Annotated in this window: 17 protein-coding genes; 12 read left to right on the top strand and 5 right to left on the bottom strand. The window is 33.1% G+C overall.

All coding sequences use genetic code 11. From position 1 onward, the window contains the following. Positions 1-938 (top strand): GTPase ObgE (obgE, locus tag WBQ70_RS06285; protein ID WP_423911847.1); only part of this gene is annotated, 938 nt, incomplete at its 5' end. A 138-nt stretch (positions 939-1076) separates the two neighbouring features. Then, positions 1077-2120: a 23S rRNA (adenine(2503)-C(2))-methyltransferase RlmN gene (gene rlmN, locus WBQ70_RS06280; RefSeq protein ID WP_423911845.1), complete on the top strand. Its 1044-nt coding sequence runs from the start codon at positions 1077-1079 to the stop codon at positions 2118-2120. Between the two features lie 60 nt (positions 2121-2180). Here rlmN and WBQ70_RS06275 read toward each other — a convergent pair whose 3' ends face one another. Further along, positions 2181-3035: a hypothetical protein gene (locus WBQ70_RS06275; protein WP_423911843.1), complete on the bottom strand. Its 855-nt coding sequence runs from the start codon at positions 3033-3035 to the stop codon at positions 2181-2183. A gap of 212 nt (positions 3036-3247) precedes the next feature. Here WBQ70_RS06275 and WBQ70_RS06270 point away from each other — a divergent pair, with 212 nt between their 5' ends. After that, entirely contained in the window at positions 3248-4225 is a 978-nt protein-coding gene (locus tag WBQ70_RS06270) for a polyprenyl synthetase family protein (protein ID WP_423911840.1), read from the top strand. 65 nt (positions 4226-4290) lie between these two features. After that, entirely contained in the window at positions 4291-6261 is a 1971-nt protein-coding gene (gene dnaG / locus WBQ70_RS06265) for a DNA primase (RefSeq protein ID WP_423911837.1), read from the top strand. Here the strand turns inward: dnaG and WBQ70_RS06260 are convergent. After that, positions 6258-6887, bottom strand: a complete 630-nt coding sequence (locus WBQ70_RS06260; protein WP_423911835.1) for a LuxR C-terminal-related transcriptional regulator — start codon at positions 6885-6887, stop codon at positions 6258-6260. The genes dnaG and WBQ70_RS06260 overlap by 4 nt on opposite strands. A 108-nt stretch (positions 6888-6995) precedes the next feature. Beyond that, positions 6996-7799, bottom strand: coding sequence for an NAD(+) synthase (gene nadE, locus WBQ70_RS06255; protein ID WP_423911834.1), 804 nt, complete (start codon positions 7797-7799; stop codon positions 6996-6998). Between the two features lie 101 nt (positions 7800-7900). Here nadE and gldB point away from each other — a divergent pair, with 101 nt between their 5' ends. The 3 genes from gldB to WBQ70_RS06240 all read left to right on the top strand — a co-directional run bounded on the left by gldB (position 7901) and on the right by WBQ70_RS06240 (position 9916). Next, the gene (gldB, locus tag WBQ70_RS06250) at positions 7901-8857 is read left to right on the top strand and encodes a gliding motility lipoprotein GldB (RefSeq protein WP_423911831.1); all 957 of its coding nucleotides are present in this window, start codon (positions 7901-7903) and stop codon (positions 8855-8857) included. Then, a complete protein-coding gene (gldC, locus tag WBQ70_RS06245) occupies positions 8857-9198 on the top strand; it encodes a gliding motility protein GldC (RefSeq protein WP_423911829.1) in 342 nt (113 codons plus the stop codon). The genes gldB and gldC overlap by 1 nt, the downstream gene beginning before the upstream one ends. Positions 9199-9547: 349 nt before the next feature. Then, the gene (locus WBQ70_RS06240; protein ID WP_423911826.1) at positions 9548-9916 is read left to right on the top strand and encodes a hypothetical protein; all 369 of its coding nucleotides are present in this window, start codon (positions 9548-9550) and stop codon (positions 9914-9916) included. 156 nt (positions 9917-10072) lie between these two features. Here WBQ70_RS06240 and yihA read toward each other — a convergent pair whose 3' ends face one another. Together yihA and WBQ70_RS06230 are read right to left on the bottom strand one after the other, a co-directional pair. After that, a complete protein-coding gene (gene yihA, locus WBQ70_RS06235; RefSeq protein WP_423911823.1) occupies positions 10073-10693 on the bottom strand; it encodes a ribosome biogenesis GTP-binding protein YihA/YsxC in 621 nt (206 codons plus the stop codon). 31 nt (positions 10694-10724) lie between these two features. Further along, positions 10725-11489 (bottom strand): alpha/beta fold hydrolase, encoded by a 765-nt coding sequence (locus tag WBQ70_RS06230; RefSeq protein ID WP_423911820.1) that lies wholly within the window; start codon positions 11487-11489, stop codon positions 10725-10727. Positions 11490-11873: 384 nt separating this feature from the next. Between WBQ70_RS06230 and mraZ the strand changes: the two genes are divergently transcribed. From mraZ to WBQ70_RS06205, 5 genes are all read left to right on the top strand, one after another. Then, positions 11874-12347 (top strand): division/cell wall cluster transcriptional repressor MraZ, encoded by a 474-nt coding sequence (mraZ, locus tag WBQ70_RS06225; protein ID WP_423911817.1) that lies wholly within the window; start codon positions 11874-11876, stop codon positions 12345-12347. Then, entirely contained in the window at positions 12322-13230 is a 909-nt protein-coding gene (gene rsmH / locus WBQ70_RS06220) for a 16S rRNA (cytosine(1402)-N(4))-methyltransferase RsmH (RefSeq protein ID WP_423911815.1), read from the top strand. Before mraZ ends, rsmH begins: the two co-directional genes overlap by 26 nt. A gap of 101 nt (positions 13231-13331) precedes the next feature. Then, positions 13332-13679: an FtsL-like putative cell division protein gene (locus WBQ70_RS06215; protein WP_423911814.1), complete on the top strand. Its 348-nt coding sequence runs from the start codon at positions 13332-13334 to the stop codon at positions 13677-13679. Continuing rightward, the gene (locus WBQ70_RS06210; protein ID WP_423911810.1) at positions 13670-15676 is read left to right on the top strand and encodes a penicillin-binding protein; all 2007 of its coding nucleotides are present in this window, start codon (positions 13670-13672) and stop codon (positions 15674-15676) included. Before WBQ70_RS06215 ends, WBQ70_RS06210 begins: the two co-directional genes overlap by 10 nt. Beyond that, positions 15673-17136, top strand: coding sequence for a UDP-N-acetylmuramoyl-L-alanyl-D-glutamate--2,6-diaminopimelate ligase (locus WBQ70_RS06205; RefSeq protein WP_423911807.1), 1464 nt, complete (start codon positions 15673-15675; stop codon positions 17134-17136). Before WBQ70_RS06210 ends, WBQ70_RS06205 begins: the two co-directional genes overlap by 4 nt. Position 17137 lies beyond the last annotated feature (1 nt).

Raw genomic sequence — 17137 nt, 5'->3', positions numbered from 1 at the left:
GATCTACGCACTTACATAGAGAAAAATTTATTGAAAAAGGTGGACCTGATGGTGGTGATGGAGGACGTGGAGGTCACGTGATTTTAGTAGGAAACAAAGCACTTTGGACGTTGTTTCACTTGAAATTTGCTCGTCATGTCAAAGCTGGGAATGGTGGAGACGGATCTGGTGACCGAAGTACAGGTGCAGACGGTGATGATAAATTTATCGAAGTACCATTAGGAACGGTTGTTAAAGACAAAGAAACAGGCGAAATATTATTCGAAATTACAGATCACGGTGAGAAACAAGTTCTTTCTCGTGGTGGTAAAGGAGGATTAGGAAACTGGCATTTTAGAAGTTCAACAAATCAAACTCCTCGTTACTCTCAGCCAGGTTTACCTGGAGTGGAGATGGATGTGATTTTAGAATTAAAAGTGTTGGCTGATGTTGGGTTAGTAGGCTTTCCTAATGCTGGAAAATCAACTTTGCTTTCAGTCTTAACTTCTGCAAAACCTAAAATTGCTGATTATCCGTTTACGACTTTAAAACCTAACTTAGGAATTGTGGCTTACAGAGATTTTCAATCATTTGTAATTGCTGATATTCCAGGGATTATTGAGGGTGCTGCTGAAGGAAAAGGATTAGGACATTATTTCTTGCGTCATATTGAGCGTAATTCAACCTTATTGTTTATGGTACCAGTAGATACACCAGACATTAAAGGCGAATATGATATTCTAGTGAATGAGTTGACTAAGTACAACCCTGAAATGCTTGATAAAGAACGTTTGTTGATTATTACCAAATGTGATATGCTAGATGACGAATTAAAAGCCGAATTAAAAGTCGAACTAGATGTGGCTTTCAAAGATATTCCGTATTTATTTATTTCTTCAATGGCACAACAAGGATTAGTTGAGTTAAAGGACAAACTTTGGAAAATGTTGAATGAGTAGTTAAAAGCTCAAATTAAATAAAAAAAAACCACTATGAAACGAATCGTTTCATAGTGGTTTTTTTATTTTTAGAGCGGACGGTGTTTTTTTAAATTTACTACAAAGCTTTAAATCATCAAAAAACCTTAAATTTGCCCCATGCAAATCGAGAAAAAAGACATCCGCGCCTTATCCAAAGAACAACTACGTGATTTTTTTGTGAACCATGGAGATAAATCCTTCCGCGGAAATCAAGTGTATGAATGGTTGTGGAGCAAGGGAGCTCACAGTTTCGAGGATATGACCAATTTGGCCAAAGCTACAAGATTAATGCTTGAAACTCATTTTGTAATCAATCATATCAAAGTAGATACGATGCAACGTTCCGAAGACGGTACGGTAAAAAACGCAGTTCGTTTACATGATGGTTTAGTGGTTGAGTCAGTTTTAATTCCTACGGCAACACGTACTACTGCATGTGTCTCTAGTCAAGTGGGATGTAGTTTAGATTGTAATTTTTGTGCTACTGCACGATTAAAAAGAATGCGTAATCTAGAACCTGCTGAAATTTACGACCAAGTAATAGCTATTGATAGAGAAAGTAAATTATATTACAATCATCCTTTGTCTAATATCGTTTTCATGGGGATGGGTGAGCCTTTAATGAATTATAACAATGTATTGAAGGCAATTGAAATGATAACCTCTGAGGAAGGTTTAGGAATGTCACCAAAACGAATTATGGTTTCTACTTCAGGAATTCCTAAAATGATCAAAAAACTGGCTGATGATGAAGTTAAATTTAAGCTAGCGGTTTCTTTGCATTCTGCAATTGATGAAATCAGAGCACGAATTATGCCTTTTAGTGCTAATTTTCCTTTGGCTGAATTGCGTGAATCGTTAGAATATTGGTACCGAAAAACAAAAAGTAAAATTTCTTATGAGTATGTAGTTTGGAAAGGAATAAATGATAATAAAGAATCCGTTGATGCTTTGGTTAAATTTTGTAAATACGTTCCTTGTAAAGTCAATTTGATTGAATACAATCCTATTGATGATGGCGAATTTCAACAAGCGTCAGAAGAAGCAATTAATGCGTATATCAAAGGATTGCAAGCAATAGGTATCGTCGTAAAAGTACGCCGAAGCCGGGGAAAAGATATCGATGCTGCCTGCGGACAGTTAGCTAATAAAGAAGTTTAAGGCAAAAAAAATCCCTTTTAAAACATTCAGTTTTAAAAGGGATTTTTTAATTTTACTTTTTTATTTACCGCTAAGGACGATAGGAAAAGTGATACCTTTAAATTTAAAAGTGGCATTATTATCACATTCGCCATCTCCAAAATCAACTGTACCGTCAATGTTGTTTTTTTCAATTGTAAAACTTCCTTTTACTGGGTAAGGTTTAGTACAACTCGATTTGATTAGAAAAGGAATTATTATTGTTTTGTTTACTTTTGCTCCTGTAGGAAGTGTTGTACTTGTGTTTCCTGTGATAGACACCACATTGTCACTCCAAGTATAATTGTCATATCCTTCGATTAGCTCTCTAATAATAGTTCCTGTTCTAATATATTTTTTTCCGTTTTCTAGTGTAACAGTCGTCTGAATATTATGAGTCATAACAGGGTGAGATGTGACAAGTGTTGCGGTGCTTTTATTGGTTAATTCAATATTGTGGTCTCCAGTTATAAGATTGCCATTGTGGTAAAAATTTTCAAATTTATAGGATAAAACAAGAATTTCTTGTTTTGTTTTTAAAAAACTAACGGTAATTTTTCCTTTAATAGTATTGCCATTTCTAAGGGTGCAAGGGGTATCTCCAAAATTAATTATCTTAATCCAGTTCTCAGTAGTTGAAGCATCAGTTACTTCAGCGCAGTCAGGTAGAAACCTTACAACAGCAATATTTGATTTAGAAGCTGCAGATTGTTGTGATGCGTTTTGATCTTCAACAATGAGTGTAATATCTTCTATAGCAGTGTCAATTTTTGATTCAGTGGTTACATCATCAGCCGCCAAAGGGGTGTTGTCAGTATCAGCGTTATCCTTTGGAGTACAGCTAATAAATAATCCAATTGAAAGGAGTATTCCTAGTATTCTTGTTTTTGTTTTCATAAGAATTGGTTTTTGATAAAGGGTTGGTTTAGTGTGATTAATGTTTTTTTGAATTAATAGGCTAATTTAGAAAAAATAATTAAAATTAGAGAAATTCTAACGCTTATATTTAATTTTTAGAACTGTTTTTTTTGAATTTAAAAAAGTAGCCTGTGTTATATTAAAAATTAATGAGTTGTATTTTTTATTAAAATAGTATATTTGAAATCGAAATGAATGTTACTACTATAATAAAACAACCCATCTTTAAGGAAATGGAGCTTTTTGAAAAAAAGTTCTATGAATCGATGACTTCACAAGTGGCGTTGTTAAATCGTATTACCTATTATATTGTCAATAGAAAAGGAAAACAAATGCGTCCTATGTTTGTTTTTTTAACTGCCAAAATGGTTTCAGGAGGCGAAGTTAACGAACGAACTTATCGCGGTGCTTCTGTAATTGAACTAATTCATACTGCTACTTTGGTACATGATGATGTAGTGGATGATAGTAATAGGAGAAGAGGTTTCTTTTCTATCAATGCACTTTGGAAAAATAAAATTGCAGTTTTAGTTGGTGATTATTTACTTTCAAAAGGATTATTACTTTCTATAGATAATGGCGATTTTGATTTGCTTAAAATCATATCGGTTGCAGTGCGTGAAATGAGTGAAGGGGAGTTACTTCAAATCGAAAAAGCCCGAAGACTTGATATAATAGAGGATGTTTATTATGAAATTATCCGAAAAAAAACAGCAACACTTATAGCTGCTTGTTGTGCTCTTGGTGCTAAATCCGTTATTGACGACGAAGTTCAAGTGGAGAATATCCGAAAATTTGGGGAACTCATAGGGATGGCATTCCAAATTAAGGATGATTTGTTTGATTATTCTGAGGAAGCTATTGGCAAACCAACAGGTATCGATATCAAGGAACAAAAAATGACGTTGCCCTTAATTCATGTTTTAAATACTTGTACTTCTAATGAAAAAAGGTGGTTGATTAATTCGATTAAAAACCACAATAAAGACAAAAAAAGAGTCAAAGAAGTAATTGCTTTTGTAAAAAATAATAATGGTCTAGCGTATGCCGAAAATAAAATGATTACTTTTCAACAAGAAGCCCTTTCTCTTTTGGATGCTTATCCTGAGTCTGAATATAAAAAAGCCTTAGTTTTAATGGTGAATTACGTTATCGAAAGAAAAAAATAGATTCTTTTGATTCGGATTGTGTAATTTTGCAATCTTTAAATTCTACAATCTTTAAATTTCTACATTTGATTACAAAAGCCACCATAGATACTGTTTTCGAAACTGCTCGTGTAGAGGAGGTTATTGGTGATTTTGTGCAATTAAAGCGTGCCGGAAGCAACTTCAAAGGCTTGAGTCCGTTCTCAGATGAGCGTTCTCCTTCTTTTATGGTTTCACCAGCTAAAGGAATATGGAAAGATTTTAGTTCTGGAAAAGGAGGAAATGCGATTGCTTTTATAATGGAGCATGAACATTTTACTTATCCTGAAGCGATTCGGTATTTAGCCAAAAAGTATAATATTGAAATTGAAGAGACCGAACAAACAAATGAAGAAAAAGCAAATATGGATGCTCGTGAGAGTATGTATTTAGTGTCTGAATTTGCAAAAGATTATTTCCATAGAACACTTTTGAATACTGAAGAAGGAAAAGCTATTGGGCTTTCTTATTTCAAAGAAAGAGGATTTACTAATGAAACCATTAAAAAATTTAGTTTAGGTTATTCTCCTGAAACTTGGGATGCTTTCACTAAAGAAGCTTTAGGAAAAGGATATAAGTTAGAATTTTTAGAAAGTACCGGACTTACAATTCCAAAAGACGATCGTCCATTTGACAGGTTCAAAGGACGTGTGATGTTCCCTATCCAAAGTATGTCTGGAAGAATTTTAGGTTTTGGAGGTCGAATTTTGACGAATGATAAAAAAGCGGCTAAATACCTTAATTCACCAGAAAGTGATTTGTACCACAAGAGTAAAGTATTGTATGGTATTTTTCAAGCTAAGCAAGCTATTGCAAAACAAAACAATTGTTATTTGGTAGAAGGATATACGGATGTCATTCAATTTAATCAATCCGGAATCGAAAATGTTGTAGCCTCTTCAGGGACAGCTTTAACGCCAGACCAAATCCGATTAATCAATCGTTTGACAAAAAACATTACCGTGCTTTTTGACGGTGATGCTGCGGGTTTACGAGCTTCGGTTAGAGGAATTGATTTGATTCTGGAAGAAGGAATGAATGTCAAGGTATGTACCTTTCCTGACGGTGAAGATCCAGATAGTTTTGCTAAAAAATCGTCTTATGATGATTTAGTGGCTTATTTAGAAAATAATGCCAAAGATTTTATTCAGTTCAAAGCTTCTCTTTTGATGGATGAAGCAAAGAATGATCCTATCAAAAAAGCCGATTTGATTCGGGATATGGTAATTAGTATTTCTAAAATTCCAGATAGAATACAACGTGAAGTCTATATTCAGGAATGTTCAAGAATCATGGATATTTCCGAACAGGTTTTAGTGAGTACTTTGGCACAATTGACACAGAAAGATGTTGTTGAGGTAGAGAAGAAAGCTAAAAAGGAGCAAAAGTCTTTTGTAGTTGTAAAAAATGAAAATCCTCAATCCTCTGAAAAAGTTGATATTTTATATCGTCTGGAACGCAAAATAATTGAAATTTTATTGCTTTATGGGAATAAAGAAGAGGAGTTTGAAGATACATTTTTAAAAGCTAATGATGAGGGTGAAATAGTAACCGTAACCGAGAAAAAAAACTTAAAAGTTTTTCAGCGTATTTATCTTAGTCTTCAGGAAGATGAGGTGGAGTTGGCTAATTCTTTATTTAGAGCTATTTTTAATGATCTAATTAATCATTATTTGCAAAATGAAAGTTTCAGTTTAGAGCAGTATTTAATGCATTTACCCCCTGAATATGCGCAAGAAGTTACAGATATCTTGATGGAAGATGAGAAATTGGTCATGCATAATTGGGAAGGACAAAATATTTTTCCAAAGACCAAGAACGATACTATTGCTCAGAATGTGAGCGAAACAATCCTAACAATGAGATGGTATTTAGTGGGGAGTATTATAGAAGAACTAAAAAACTCCATATCATCTGAGGTAGATAATACGGAGTCTTTGTTAATGATTATGGATTACATTACGCTTACAAATTCTTTTTCAAAAAAATTAGGAAGAGTAATGTCTCGTTTTAGTTAAACGATTTCTAATGTTTTTGCTTTGTTTACTAGATCAACCAAGTTGGTTACGTTTAATTTAGTCAACAATCTCAATTTATAGGTACTAATCGTTTTCTCGTTTAGGTTTAAGATATCAGCAATTTCGTGGTTCTTTTTACCACCACTTAAATAACGTAAAACTTCAACCTCACGGTTTGATAATTTTCTGTACAAACGCTCGCTTTTGTTTTGTTTAGCAATTAAAGCTAAATTTTTCTTAACGGTTTCGTTCATAATGATTTTTCCTTGGTTTACTTTAATAATGGATTGTCCAAGAGTTTCTAATTTTTCTTTCTTATGAACATATCCTGATACACCAGCTTTAATTGCGTTAGGGGCATAAATTTGTTCTGAAAGTCCACTGAAAATTATAATTTTAGTTTTAGGGAAGTTTTTCAAAATCGATTTTACTTCGAAAATGCTTGAAAGACCTTCTAGTTCTAAATCTAATATTAAAACATCAATTTCTTTTGTAAGAAGGATGTCGCGAATCATCAAAAAGCTACCAACATTGGCAACGATTGAAATATCGGCATGGTCCTTGAAGTATGATTTTACTCCAAAGTGTACTACGGGTAAGCTATCAGCTAAACAAACTTTTATCATGGTATTTAATTTTATGTGGTATTTATTTATATTTAAGTTGAGTTTGTTAGAGATGGGGAAATAAAATTAGTCAAAAAAAAACAATATAGCAAGTTTTTTACGACAAAATTAATAAATATTATTGATTATACAAACAGGGATTGGATTCATTTTGTGCTGGTTGACCAAGTTTAGTCGATTGTAGATGTCAAAAACTACTTTTTCTCTTTCTGAAAAGGTAGCTGTTGCTAGTACTTTTTCATTGGCTAACATAGCCCATTCTAATTCATCATAGCTAGCGCCTAACTGTTCTTCATCTGTTTTTTCGTCACCAAATAAGCCATCTGAAGGCATAGCTGTTAATATTGATTCGGGAACTTTTAAAAAAGCTGCTAAAGCAAATACATCTGATTTTAATAAATCAGCGATTGGGCTTATATCAACACCTCCGTCTCCATATTTAGTGTAAAATCCAACACCAAAATCTTCTACTTTATTGCCTGTTCCAGCAACTAATAATCCATGTACACCACCATGGTAATATAGAGTAGTCATCCTCAAACGAGCCCTTGTGTTTGCCAAAGTAAGTTGTAATTTTTTTTCGTCAAAATCAGTAGAAACTTCTTTTTTGAAAGCTTCAAAAACAGGTGTTAAATCGGTCTCAACATTAGAAACATTTGGGAAACGTTTTTTTAATTGTTCAATATGTTCACGTCCACGGCTTACATGACTCGCATGTTGGTGTATGGGCATTTCAACGCATAGTACTTTTAGACCTGTTTGTGCACATAAAGTAGAAGTCAAAGCAGAGTCAACTCCTCCCGAAATTCCAATAACAAAACCATTTGCTTTTGCGGATTCCGCATATGTTTTTAACCAGTTGACAATGTGAGTGTTCACCTTTTCAACTGGAATTGTACTTTTTTTAGTCATATTTGTTTCAATTTTAAAAAGTAGGAATCCGTATATTTGCAATCAGTTACTAATGTGATGCAAATGGATAATTTTTCCGATACAAATTTAATTAAAATAAAATGAAATTATATTTTATTCCTATTCTTCTGAGTTTCTTTTTTATGTCTTGTGGAAAAAAGAGTAAATCCGAGAAGATAATAGATGATATTTCTGTCAATATTAAGGTGGAACGTTTTGATAAGGCTTTTTTTGAAACAGCACCTAAAGATTTAGATAAGATCAAAAAAGTGTTTCCTTTGTTTTTTCCTGCGGGTAATAATGATGAAGTGTGGTTAGAAAAGATGCAAAATCCACAATGGAGAGAGTTGTATCGAGAAGTTCAAAAAAAATATGCTGATTTTGAACCTGTAAAAACAGAATTTGAGGACACTTTTAAACATATTAAATATTATTTCCCAGAGACTAAAACACCTAAAGTAGTTACTATTATTGGTGATATGGATTATAATAATAAAGTAATTTATACAGATAGTTTAGTAGTGATAGCCCTAGAATTATATCTAGGAAAAGAGCATCGTTTTTATCAATTCCCGAATTATATTAAGCAAAATTTCGAAAAAACGCAAATCATGCCTGATGTGGTTACTAGTTTTTTTAAATATAAGATGAAACCTAATTTGGAGAAAAATTTCCTTTCAAAAATCATATATGCTGGAAAAGAATTGTACTTAAAGGATGAACTGATTACAAATTATTCTGATGCTGATAAAATAGGGTATACACCAGAGCAATTACTATGGTGTCAAGAAAATGAAGTCTATATGTGGGAATATTTTATAGAAAAAGAAATGCTTTATAGTGATGATCAAAAATTAGGCTCTCGATTTGTAAATGCAGCTCCTTTTTCTAAATTTTATTTAGAAATTGATAATGAAAGTCCAGGACAAGTAGGTGCTTGGATAGGTTGGCAAATCGTACGATCGTTTATGGATAATAATGAGGTTTCTTTGAAAGAGCTACTTAGTATAGAAGCAAAAGAAATATTTGAAAAATCAAAATACAAACCCAAGAAATAATGTCAGATAAAAACAGATCAGAAATTAAATTTCTAGTAGAATTAGATGAAAACCGAATCCCTGAAAAATTATTGTGGTCAGCTCAGGACGGTGGAGTTGCCTTAGAGGAAGCGAAAGCTATTATGCTTTCAATTTGGGATAGCAAAGCCAAAGAGAGTATGCGTATCGACTTGTGGACAAAAGACATGCCTGTTGACGAAATGAAGATTTTCTTTCATCAAACACTGGTGGCTATGTCTGATACTTTTCACCGCGCTACTGGTGACGAAAAAATGGCAGCAACTATGAAGGATTTCTGCGAGTATTTTGCTGAGAAATTAGAATTGACAGGAGGAAAATAGTTTTTCAAAGTCTCAATCAGCCTTTTGCTATAGCCCTCTTTTAAACAGCTTTTTTTACTAAGTCATTACAGGAGCTTCTTCTAGTCGCTCTGTAGCACCTGTTAAAAAAAAATATTTTTTCAGTCTGGGCTGTCGCCGCTGTCTGGGGCAATTGTAATACGAATGGCATTCATATTTTAAATTAGCGATTGAAAAACCTCAAAAACAAATCAATACTTTTATTGGTTTGTTTTTAAAAGGTGATAGATTTATAAATAATTTGTTTTGCGTATCGCTATATTTTGAAATAGTAAATAATAATTTATTTTTTTGTAACTTGTTCATGTTTAATTTAATAATCTGAAAAATTATGAAAAAATCTAAACTATTTTTATTTGGAGTTGTGTTATTAACTGTATTTATGGTTTCGTGTGGTAAAAAGCGAAACAAATTAGTTGATTCCTGGAAAATAACCGAAGTTGAAGCAAAAACACCTCTATCTGATAGTGTTAAAAATGATATTTTGACCAATGGAGTTTTAACTTTTACCCACGATGGACATGTAAACGGACATTTAGAAAGGGATTTTACAGATGGAATTTATACTTTAACAAAAAAGGGCAAAAACTTGACAATTAAGGATGAGACAGGTACGCCATTTTTATATGAAAGTACAATTCAAAGTGATAAGTTAATTTTAGAAAATGAAGAAATGAAAATAACACTTGTCAAGAAATAAAATTCACAGTTCTTGTTGCTTTATAAACTATTTATTAATAGTTGTTAGAATGGTCTCTTAAGTAAAGTAATATTTTAAGGTTAGCTCTTTTATAGAAAAACCCCAAAAACAAATAAATACTGTTTTTGGGGTTTCTTATTTTGTATTCAAAAGGTATTAAAACTGATTGTTGTTTTTGAATATTTCTTGATTGACTTCGTCTATGTATCCTAATAAGTCTTCTTTTCCAAGGCTTTCTGTTGCAGAGGTAACAAAATAGGGAGGCATTTCGGCCCAGTTATTCGCAAACATTTGTTTTTTATAAGCCGCTATATGTGAGTCTATTTTTGTTTTGCTGATTTTGTCTGCTTTAGTAAAAACAATACAAAACGGTATTTCACTTTCTCCCATATAGGACATGAATTCAATATCAATTGCTTGTGCATCATGACGAATATCAATTAGTACAAAAGCACAAGCTAACTGTTCTCTTGTTTCAAAATAATCCGTTATGAATTGCTGAAAAACTGATTTTGTTTTTTTAGAAACCTTTGCATAACCATAACCAGGTAAATCAACTAAGAACCAATTTTTATTAATCAAGAAGTGATTTATAAGTTGTGTTTTCCCAGGTCTTCCTGAGGTTTTGGCTAATTTTTTTTGGTTAGTCAACATGTTGATTAATGATGATTTCCCTACGTTTGATCTACCTATAAAAGCATATTCGGGTAAAAAGTCTTTTGGACATTTTGCAACATCGGAATTACTTATTATAAATTCGGCAGTATTAATTTTCATGTTTTTTAATATATAAATTAGCTAGGGAGGCTTATAAATTGGTTTTAGTAAGCCATTGTTCTAGTAATTGATTGAATTCTTCTGGTTGTTCCATCATAGCAGCATGACCACATTTGTCAATCCAGTATAAAGTTGAATTGGGGAGTAGTTTTTTAAATTCATCAGCAACTTCAGGAGGGGTTACTTTGTCATTTTTTCCCCAAATAATACAAGTTTGTACGTGCATTTTAGGTAAATCCTTGGCCATATTATGACGTATTGCACTTTTAGCAATAGTCAAGGTTTTAATCAATTTTATTCGATCATTTACAGATGCGTAAACCTCGTCAATTAGTTCTGGTGTAGCCACTTTTGGATCATAAAACACATCTTCGGCTTTCTTCTTGATGTATTCATAATCACCTCTTTTTGGGTAGCTGTCCCCCATGGCGCTTTCGTAAAGACCTGAGCTTCCTGTTATTACGAGTCCGGCTACTTTTTCAGGATACATTTTAGTATGATATAAGGCAATATGTCCGCCTAATGAATTTCCAAGTAGAATAACTCTATCAAATCCTTTGAATGTAATAAAGTCTTTTACGTATTTTGCAAAAGCTTTTACATTGGTTTTTAATATGCTTTGGGTGTAAATAGGTAAGTCTGGAATAACGATTTTGTATCCTTTGTCTGAAAAGTAACTAGCAACAGCATCAAAATTACTTAGTCCGCCCATCAGACCATGTAAAATTACAATAGGTGTTCCTTCGCCAGCTTCATAATAGCTGTATCTACCTTCTTTCTTATAGTTTTCTTCCATTTTAATACTTCCAGATTTCAATTTTCACAAATATAGGATTTAATAAGTAAAAAAGAATTTTTGAATCTCTTTTTTGACTAGAATATTTCTTGTTAGTATTTTTTATTTGCATACTATTTTGATAATCTGAAAATGTAGTTTTTGCGATCTTTTTTTGCTTGTGTATAAATGGATTTTATCGTTAATTTTTTGCGAAAAAATTAATGGATTTTGCATGGCAATGAATATTCTTACGCAGGTTTCTTGTGAGTGCTAACAAGCTGAGCGTCTAAAAATTAAGCTCTTTTAAAGGAAAGTGGTTAAACTTATCAACAAAGTGGTAATAAGTGGTAGAAAGTGGTATAATTTTTTATATTTTTGCTTAAATCATTTAATACAGTTTTCTTGAATACAATTGTAGGAACATATGAGTGTAAAGTTGATGCCAAAGGTAGGGTGCTTTTACCTGCACCTTTGAAAAAGCAACTTGCTGCATCTCTTCAAGACGGTTTTGTTTTGAAGCGTTCCGTGTTTCAACCTTGTTTGGAATTGTATCCTATGGATGAATGGAATTTAATGATGGCTAAAATCAACAAGCTCAATCGTTTTGTTAAAAAGAACAACGATTTCATTCGTCGTTTTACCGCTGGGGTAAAAATGGTAGAAATCGATTCTTTGGGACGATTGTTAGTGCCAAAAGATCTAGTTGTTTTTGCAAAAATCACTAAAGATGTTGTTTTTTCATCGGCAGTAAATATTGTTGAAATTTGGGACAAAGACTTGTATGAACAATCAATAAATGGCGACGATATTGATTTTGCAGACCTTGCCGAGGATGTAATGGGAAATTTAAATGACGATGACAATGGAATATCATAATCCAGTTTTGCTTAAGGAATCAGTTGACGGTTTGAATATCAAACCAGACGGAATATATGTAGATGTAACCTTCGGTGGAGGAGGGCATTCAAAAGAGATTTTGAGTCGATTAGGGCCAAACGGAAAATTGTTTGCTTTTGATCAAGATGAAGATGCTTTAGCAAATGCTTTAGATGATGAACGATTTACTTTAATTAATGAAAATTTTAGATTCATCAAACGGTTCTTGCGCTTTTATGGAGTAAGAAGTGTGGATGGGATTTTAGGTGACTTAGGAGTTTCTTCACATCAATTTGATGTTCCTGAAAGAGGTTTTTCAACTCGTTTTGATGCTGATTTGGACATGCGAATGAGCCAAAAAAATACTCTTAGCGCTTATAAAGTAGTTAATGAATATGATGATGCGAATCTAAAACGGGTGTTTTATGATTATGGTGAATTGAAAAATGCACCAGCATTAGCACGAACAATTGTAGAAGCAAGAGAGGAAATGCCTATCAAAACTACAGATGATTTAAAAGAAGTTTTAGCGAAATATTTGCCAGAGAGAGTTCGCAATAAAATATTAGCACAAATTTATCAAGCTATTCGTATTGAAGTAAATAAAGAAATGGATGTTTTGAAAGAGTTCTTGGAACAATCCTTAGAAATATTAAATCCAGAAGGACGCTTAAGTGTTATTTCGTATCACTCTCTTGAGGATAGATTGGTAAAAAGATTTATAAAAAATGGAATGTTTGAAGGGGAACCCGAACGTGATTTCTTTGGTAATTTTTCAGTTCCGTTTAAGTCGGTTGGAAAATTAATCATTCCAGGTAATGACGAGATAAAAGTCAATAATAGAGCTCGAAGTGCAAAATTAAGAATAGCTGAAAAGAAATAATAATTACAATTTATTATTTATTTAAAGATTCGAAAAAAAATCAATATTAACTGATAACGCCCAGTCTCCCTCTCCTTTGGAGAGGGTCGGGGAGAGGAAAAATGAAACACGGTTTATACGACATATTGAAAGCAAAGTTTCTTATCGATGATGATGCGATTAAGAATTGGCGTTTTATTGTTTTTATAATCGTTTTGGCAATTATAATGATTGCAAACACGCAACGATATGAACAAAAGGTATTTGCAATCGCAGCGCTAACAGGCGAGGTAAAAGAATTGCGTTCGGAATTTGTAGACCGACGTTCACAATTGATGAAATTAAAAATGGAGTCTACTGTTTCTGCAAAAATGGAGTCTAGGGAAATATATCCTGCAACAGTGCCTCCAGTAAAGATTAAAGTCAAAAAAGAAGAAGAAAAAGGTTTTTTTAAAAAAATATGGCAGTAGAGGATAAAAACATATCGTATAGAATGTACCTAGTGGCTTTTGTGATCTTTTTGATGGCAATAGCTATTGCTGTGAAATTAACTAATATTCAGTGGGTTGAAGGGGAGTATTATAGAGGTTTGGCAAAAGAAAGAACGGTTCGTAATTTTGTAATCCCTGCTAATAAAGGAAATATTTATTCAGCTGATGGGAGTTTATTAGCGACTTCTATTCCTAATTATGTGATTCGTTTTGACGCTTTGGCACCAAAAGCAGAAGTGTTTGAAAAAAACGTAGCAGCTCTTTCGGATTCATTGGCAACAATTTTGGATAAATCAAGCAGTTTTTATCAAAACCAACTTCGTAGAGCAAGAGCGACTAATAATCGCTATTATTTGATCGCTAGAGATTTGAGCTATACAGATTATATTAAAATCAAAGGATTTCCATTATTCAAATTAGGTGCCTATAAAGGAGGGATTATTGTGGAACAAAAAACAGTAAGGGAACATCCAATAGGGAAAATAGCTGAGCGTACCATTGGTTACGAACGGAAAATAGGTGAAAATTCTTTTGAAGGTAAAGGAATAGAATGGGCATATCGTGACTACTTAAACGGGAAAGATGGAAAGATTTTAAAACAAAAAATTGCCAAAGGTCAATGGAAACCAATACGGGATTTGAATGAAGTAGATCCTCAGGATGGATATGATGTGATTTCGACTATTGATGTCTTTATTCAGGATATTGCACACCACGCTTTATTGAAACAATTAGAGGATTATCAAGCAGATCATGGATGTGTTGTGGTAATGGAATCACATACGGGTCAAGTAAAAGCGATTGCGAACCTAGGAAGAGCTAATGATGGAACTTATTATGAAACTACCAATTACGCAGTAGCCGAATCTCATGAGCCTGGTTCTACTTTTAAATTAGTTGATTTAATGGCAATTTTAGAAGACAAAGTAGCCGATACCAGCACCGTCTATGATACACATGGTGGTGTAGTTAAATATTATGGAAGATCTGTACGGGATTCACATACGGGTGGTTATGGGAAGATTTCTTTAGCTCGTGGATTTGAGCTATCATCAAATACAGTAATGGTTCAGGCGGTGTATAATAATTATAAAAATAATCCATCAAAATTTGTAAATCATATTAAAAATTTCGGATTGGATAAAACTTTAGGATTGCATCTCAAAGGAGAAGGAAGGCCAATTATCCCACATCCTGGAGATAAAAGCTGGTCAGGAATTTCACTTCCATGGATGGCTTTTGGATACGAAGTTTCAATTACCCCTATGCAAACTTTAGCGTTTTATAATGCTGTTGCAAATAATGGAGTGATGGTAAGACCGCAATTTATATCGGAAATTAAAGAATGGAACAAAACAATTAAAAAATTCGATACAGAAGTTATTAATCCAAAGGTTTGTTCACTGGAAACGATTAAAAAACTAAAAGCTGTTTTAGAGAATGTTGTTAAAAAAGGAACGGGTTCTAAGTTGTATTCAAAAGAATTTTCTATGGCTGGAAAAACAGGAACAGCTCAGATGAATTATGGAGGAAAAGAAGGAAAGTCAGCTTTGTATTATGCTTCTTCTTTTGTGGGGTATTTCCCTGCGGATCAGCCTAAATATTCTTGTATTGTCGTGGTACATAAGCCTAATACTTCTATGAATAATTACTATGGCGCTGATGTAGCAGGTCCTGTTTTTAAAAGAATTGCACAAAAAATTTTTACAGATGTTCCTTCGACAAACGAAATTAAAAACATCAATAAAAAGATAGAAAAGCAAGAGAAAAGTTATCAGAATTACTTTGTTAGTTTACAAAAACCACAGCAACATATTCCTAATGTAAAAGGAATGCCTGGGATGGATGCAATTGCTTTATTAGAAAATTTAGGATTGAGGGTTTTTGCAAATGGAATAGGTAAAGTAAATACACAATCGCTTCAAGCGGGACAAAATATAATTAAGAACACAACCATAACATTAGAATTACTGTGATTGTATTAAAAGACATATTGTATAAAGTAGCAATTGAATCTTTAAAAGGCTCAACTGATATTGCGATAAATAAAATGGAGTTTGATTCAAGAAAAATCGAGGCCAATGATGTTTTTATCGCTATTCGCGGTACACTTTCAGATGGTCATGATTTCATTGAAAAAGCAATTTCATTAGGAGCTATTGCTATTGTTTGTGATACTTTGCCAGAGAAGCTAGAAGTTGGAATTACTTATGTAGAAGTTGAGGATACGAATAAAGCACTAGCTTTTATGGCGGCAAATTACTTTGGTAACCCTTCTCAAAACATGAAATTGGTTGGGATAACAGGAACGAATGGTAAGACTACAATCGCTTCGTTATTATTTCAATTGTTTAAAAAAGCAGGTTTCAAAGTAGGTTTGATTTCGACTGTCAAAATTATGGTGGACGAAACCGAATATAAAGCCACTCATACTACTCCAGATTCGATTACTATCAACCATTATTTGGCTGAAATGAAAGAAAGGGGTGTTGATTATTGTTTCATGGAAGTAAGTTCTCATGGTATACATCAAAAAAGAACTGAAGCCTTGCATTTTACAGGCGGTGTGTTTACCAATTTGTCACACGATCATTTGGATTATCACGCCACTTTTGCAGAATATAGAGATGTGAAAAAATCATTTTTTGATAACCTCCCTAAAACGGCATTTTCAATCACGAATATTGATGATAAAAATGGTGCGGTGATGTTGCAAAATACAGTGTCAAAAAAATTGACGTATGCTTTAAAATCGTATGCTGATTTCAGAGCGCAAATTCTAGAAAATCAATTATCGGGACTGTTGTTGAAAATAAATGATAATGAGGTGTGGGTTAAGTTGATTGGTACTTTTAATGCTTATAATCTTTTGGCAATTTATGCTACAGCTACGGAACTTGGTTTAGATAGTTTGGAAGCACTTCGATTATTGTCTGATTTAGAAAGTGTTTCAGGACGTTTTCAATTTATTGTTTCAGATACTAATATTACTGCGATTGTTGATTATGCGCACACGCCTGATGCTCTTGAGAACGTTTTGAAAACCATTAATGATATTCGAACAAAAAACGAACAATTGATAACCGTGGTAGGCTGTGGAGGCAATCGCGATAAAACCAAACGTCCTATAATGGCAAGTATTGCTGCGGAATTGAGCGATAAAGTTATCCTAACATCAGATAATCCAAGGAATGAGGATCCAGAGGTGATTATTAATGAAATGGAACAAGGAATTGCGGCACATAATTATAAAAAAGTATTAGCAATAACGGATAGAAAACAATCCATAAAAACAGCTTGTCAATTAGCTCAGTCTAATGATATTATTCTAATTGCGGGAAAAGGACACGAAAACTATCAAGAGATTAATGGTGTTCGTCATCATTTTGATGATATGGAAACAGTAAAAGAATTATTAGAACTACTTAGTAAATAAC

The organism is Flavobacterium sp., assembly GCF_049590715.1.
Taxonomy (GTDB): Bacteria; Bacteroidota; Bacteroidia; order Flavobacteriales; family Flavobacteriaceae; genus Flavobacterium.
This window is presented reverse-complemented; position numbering and strand designations above follow the sequence as displayed.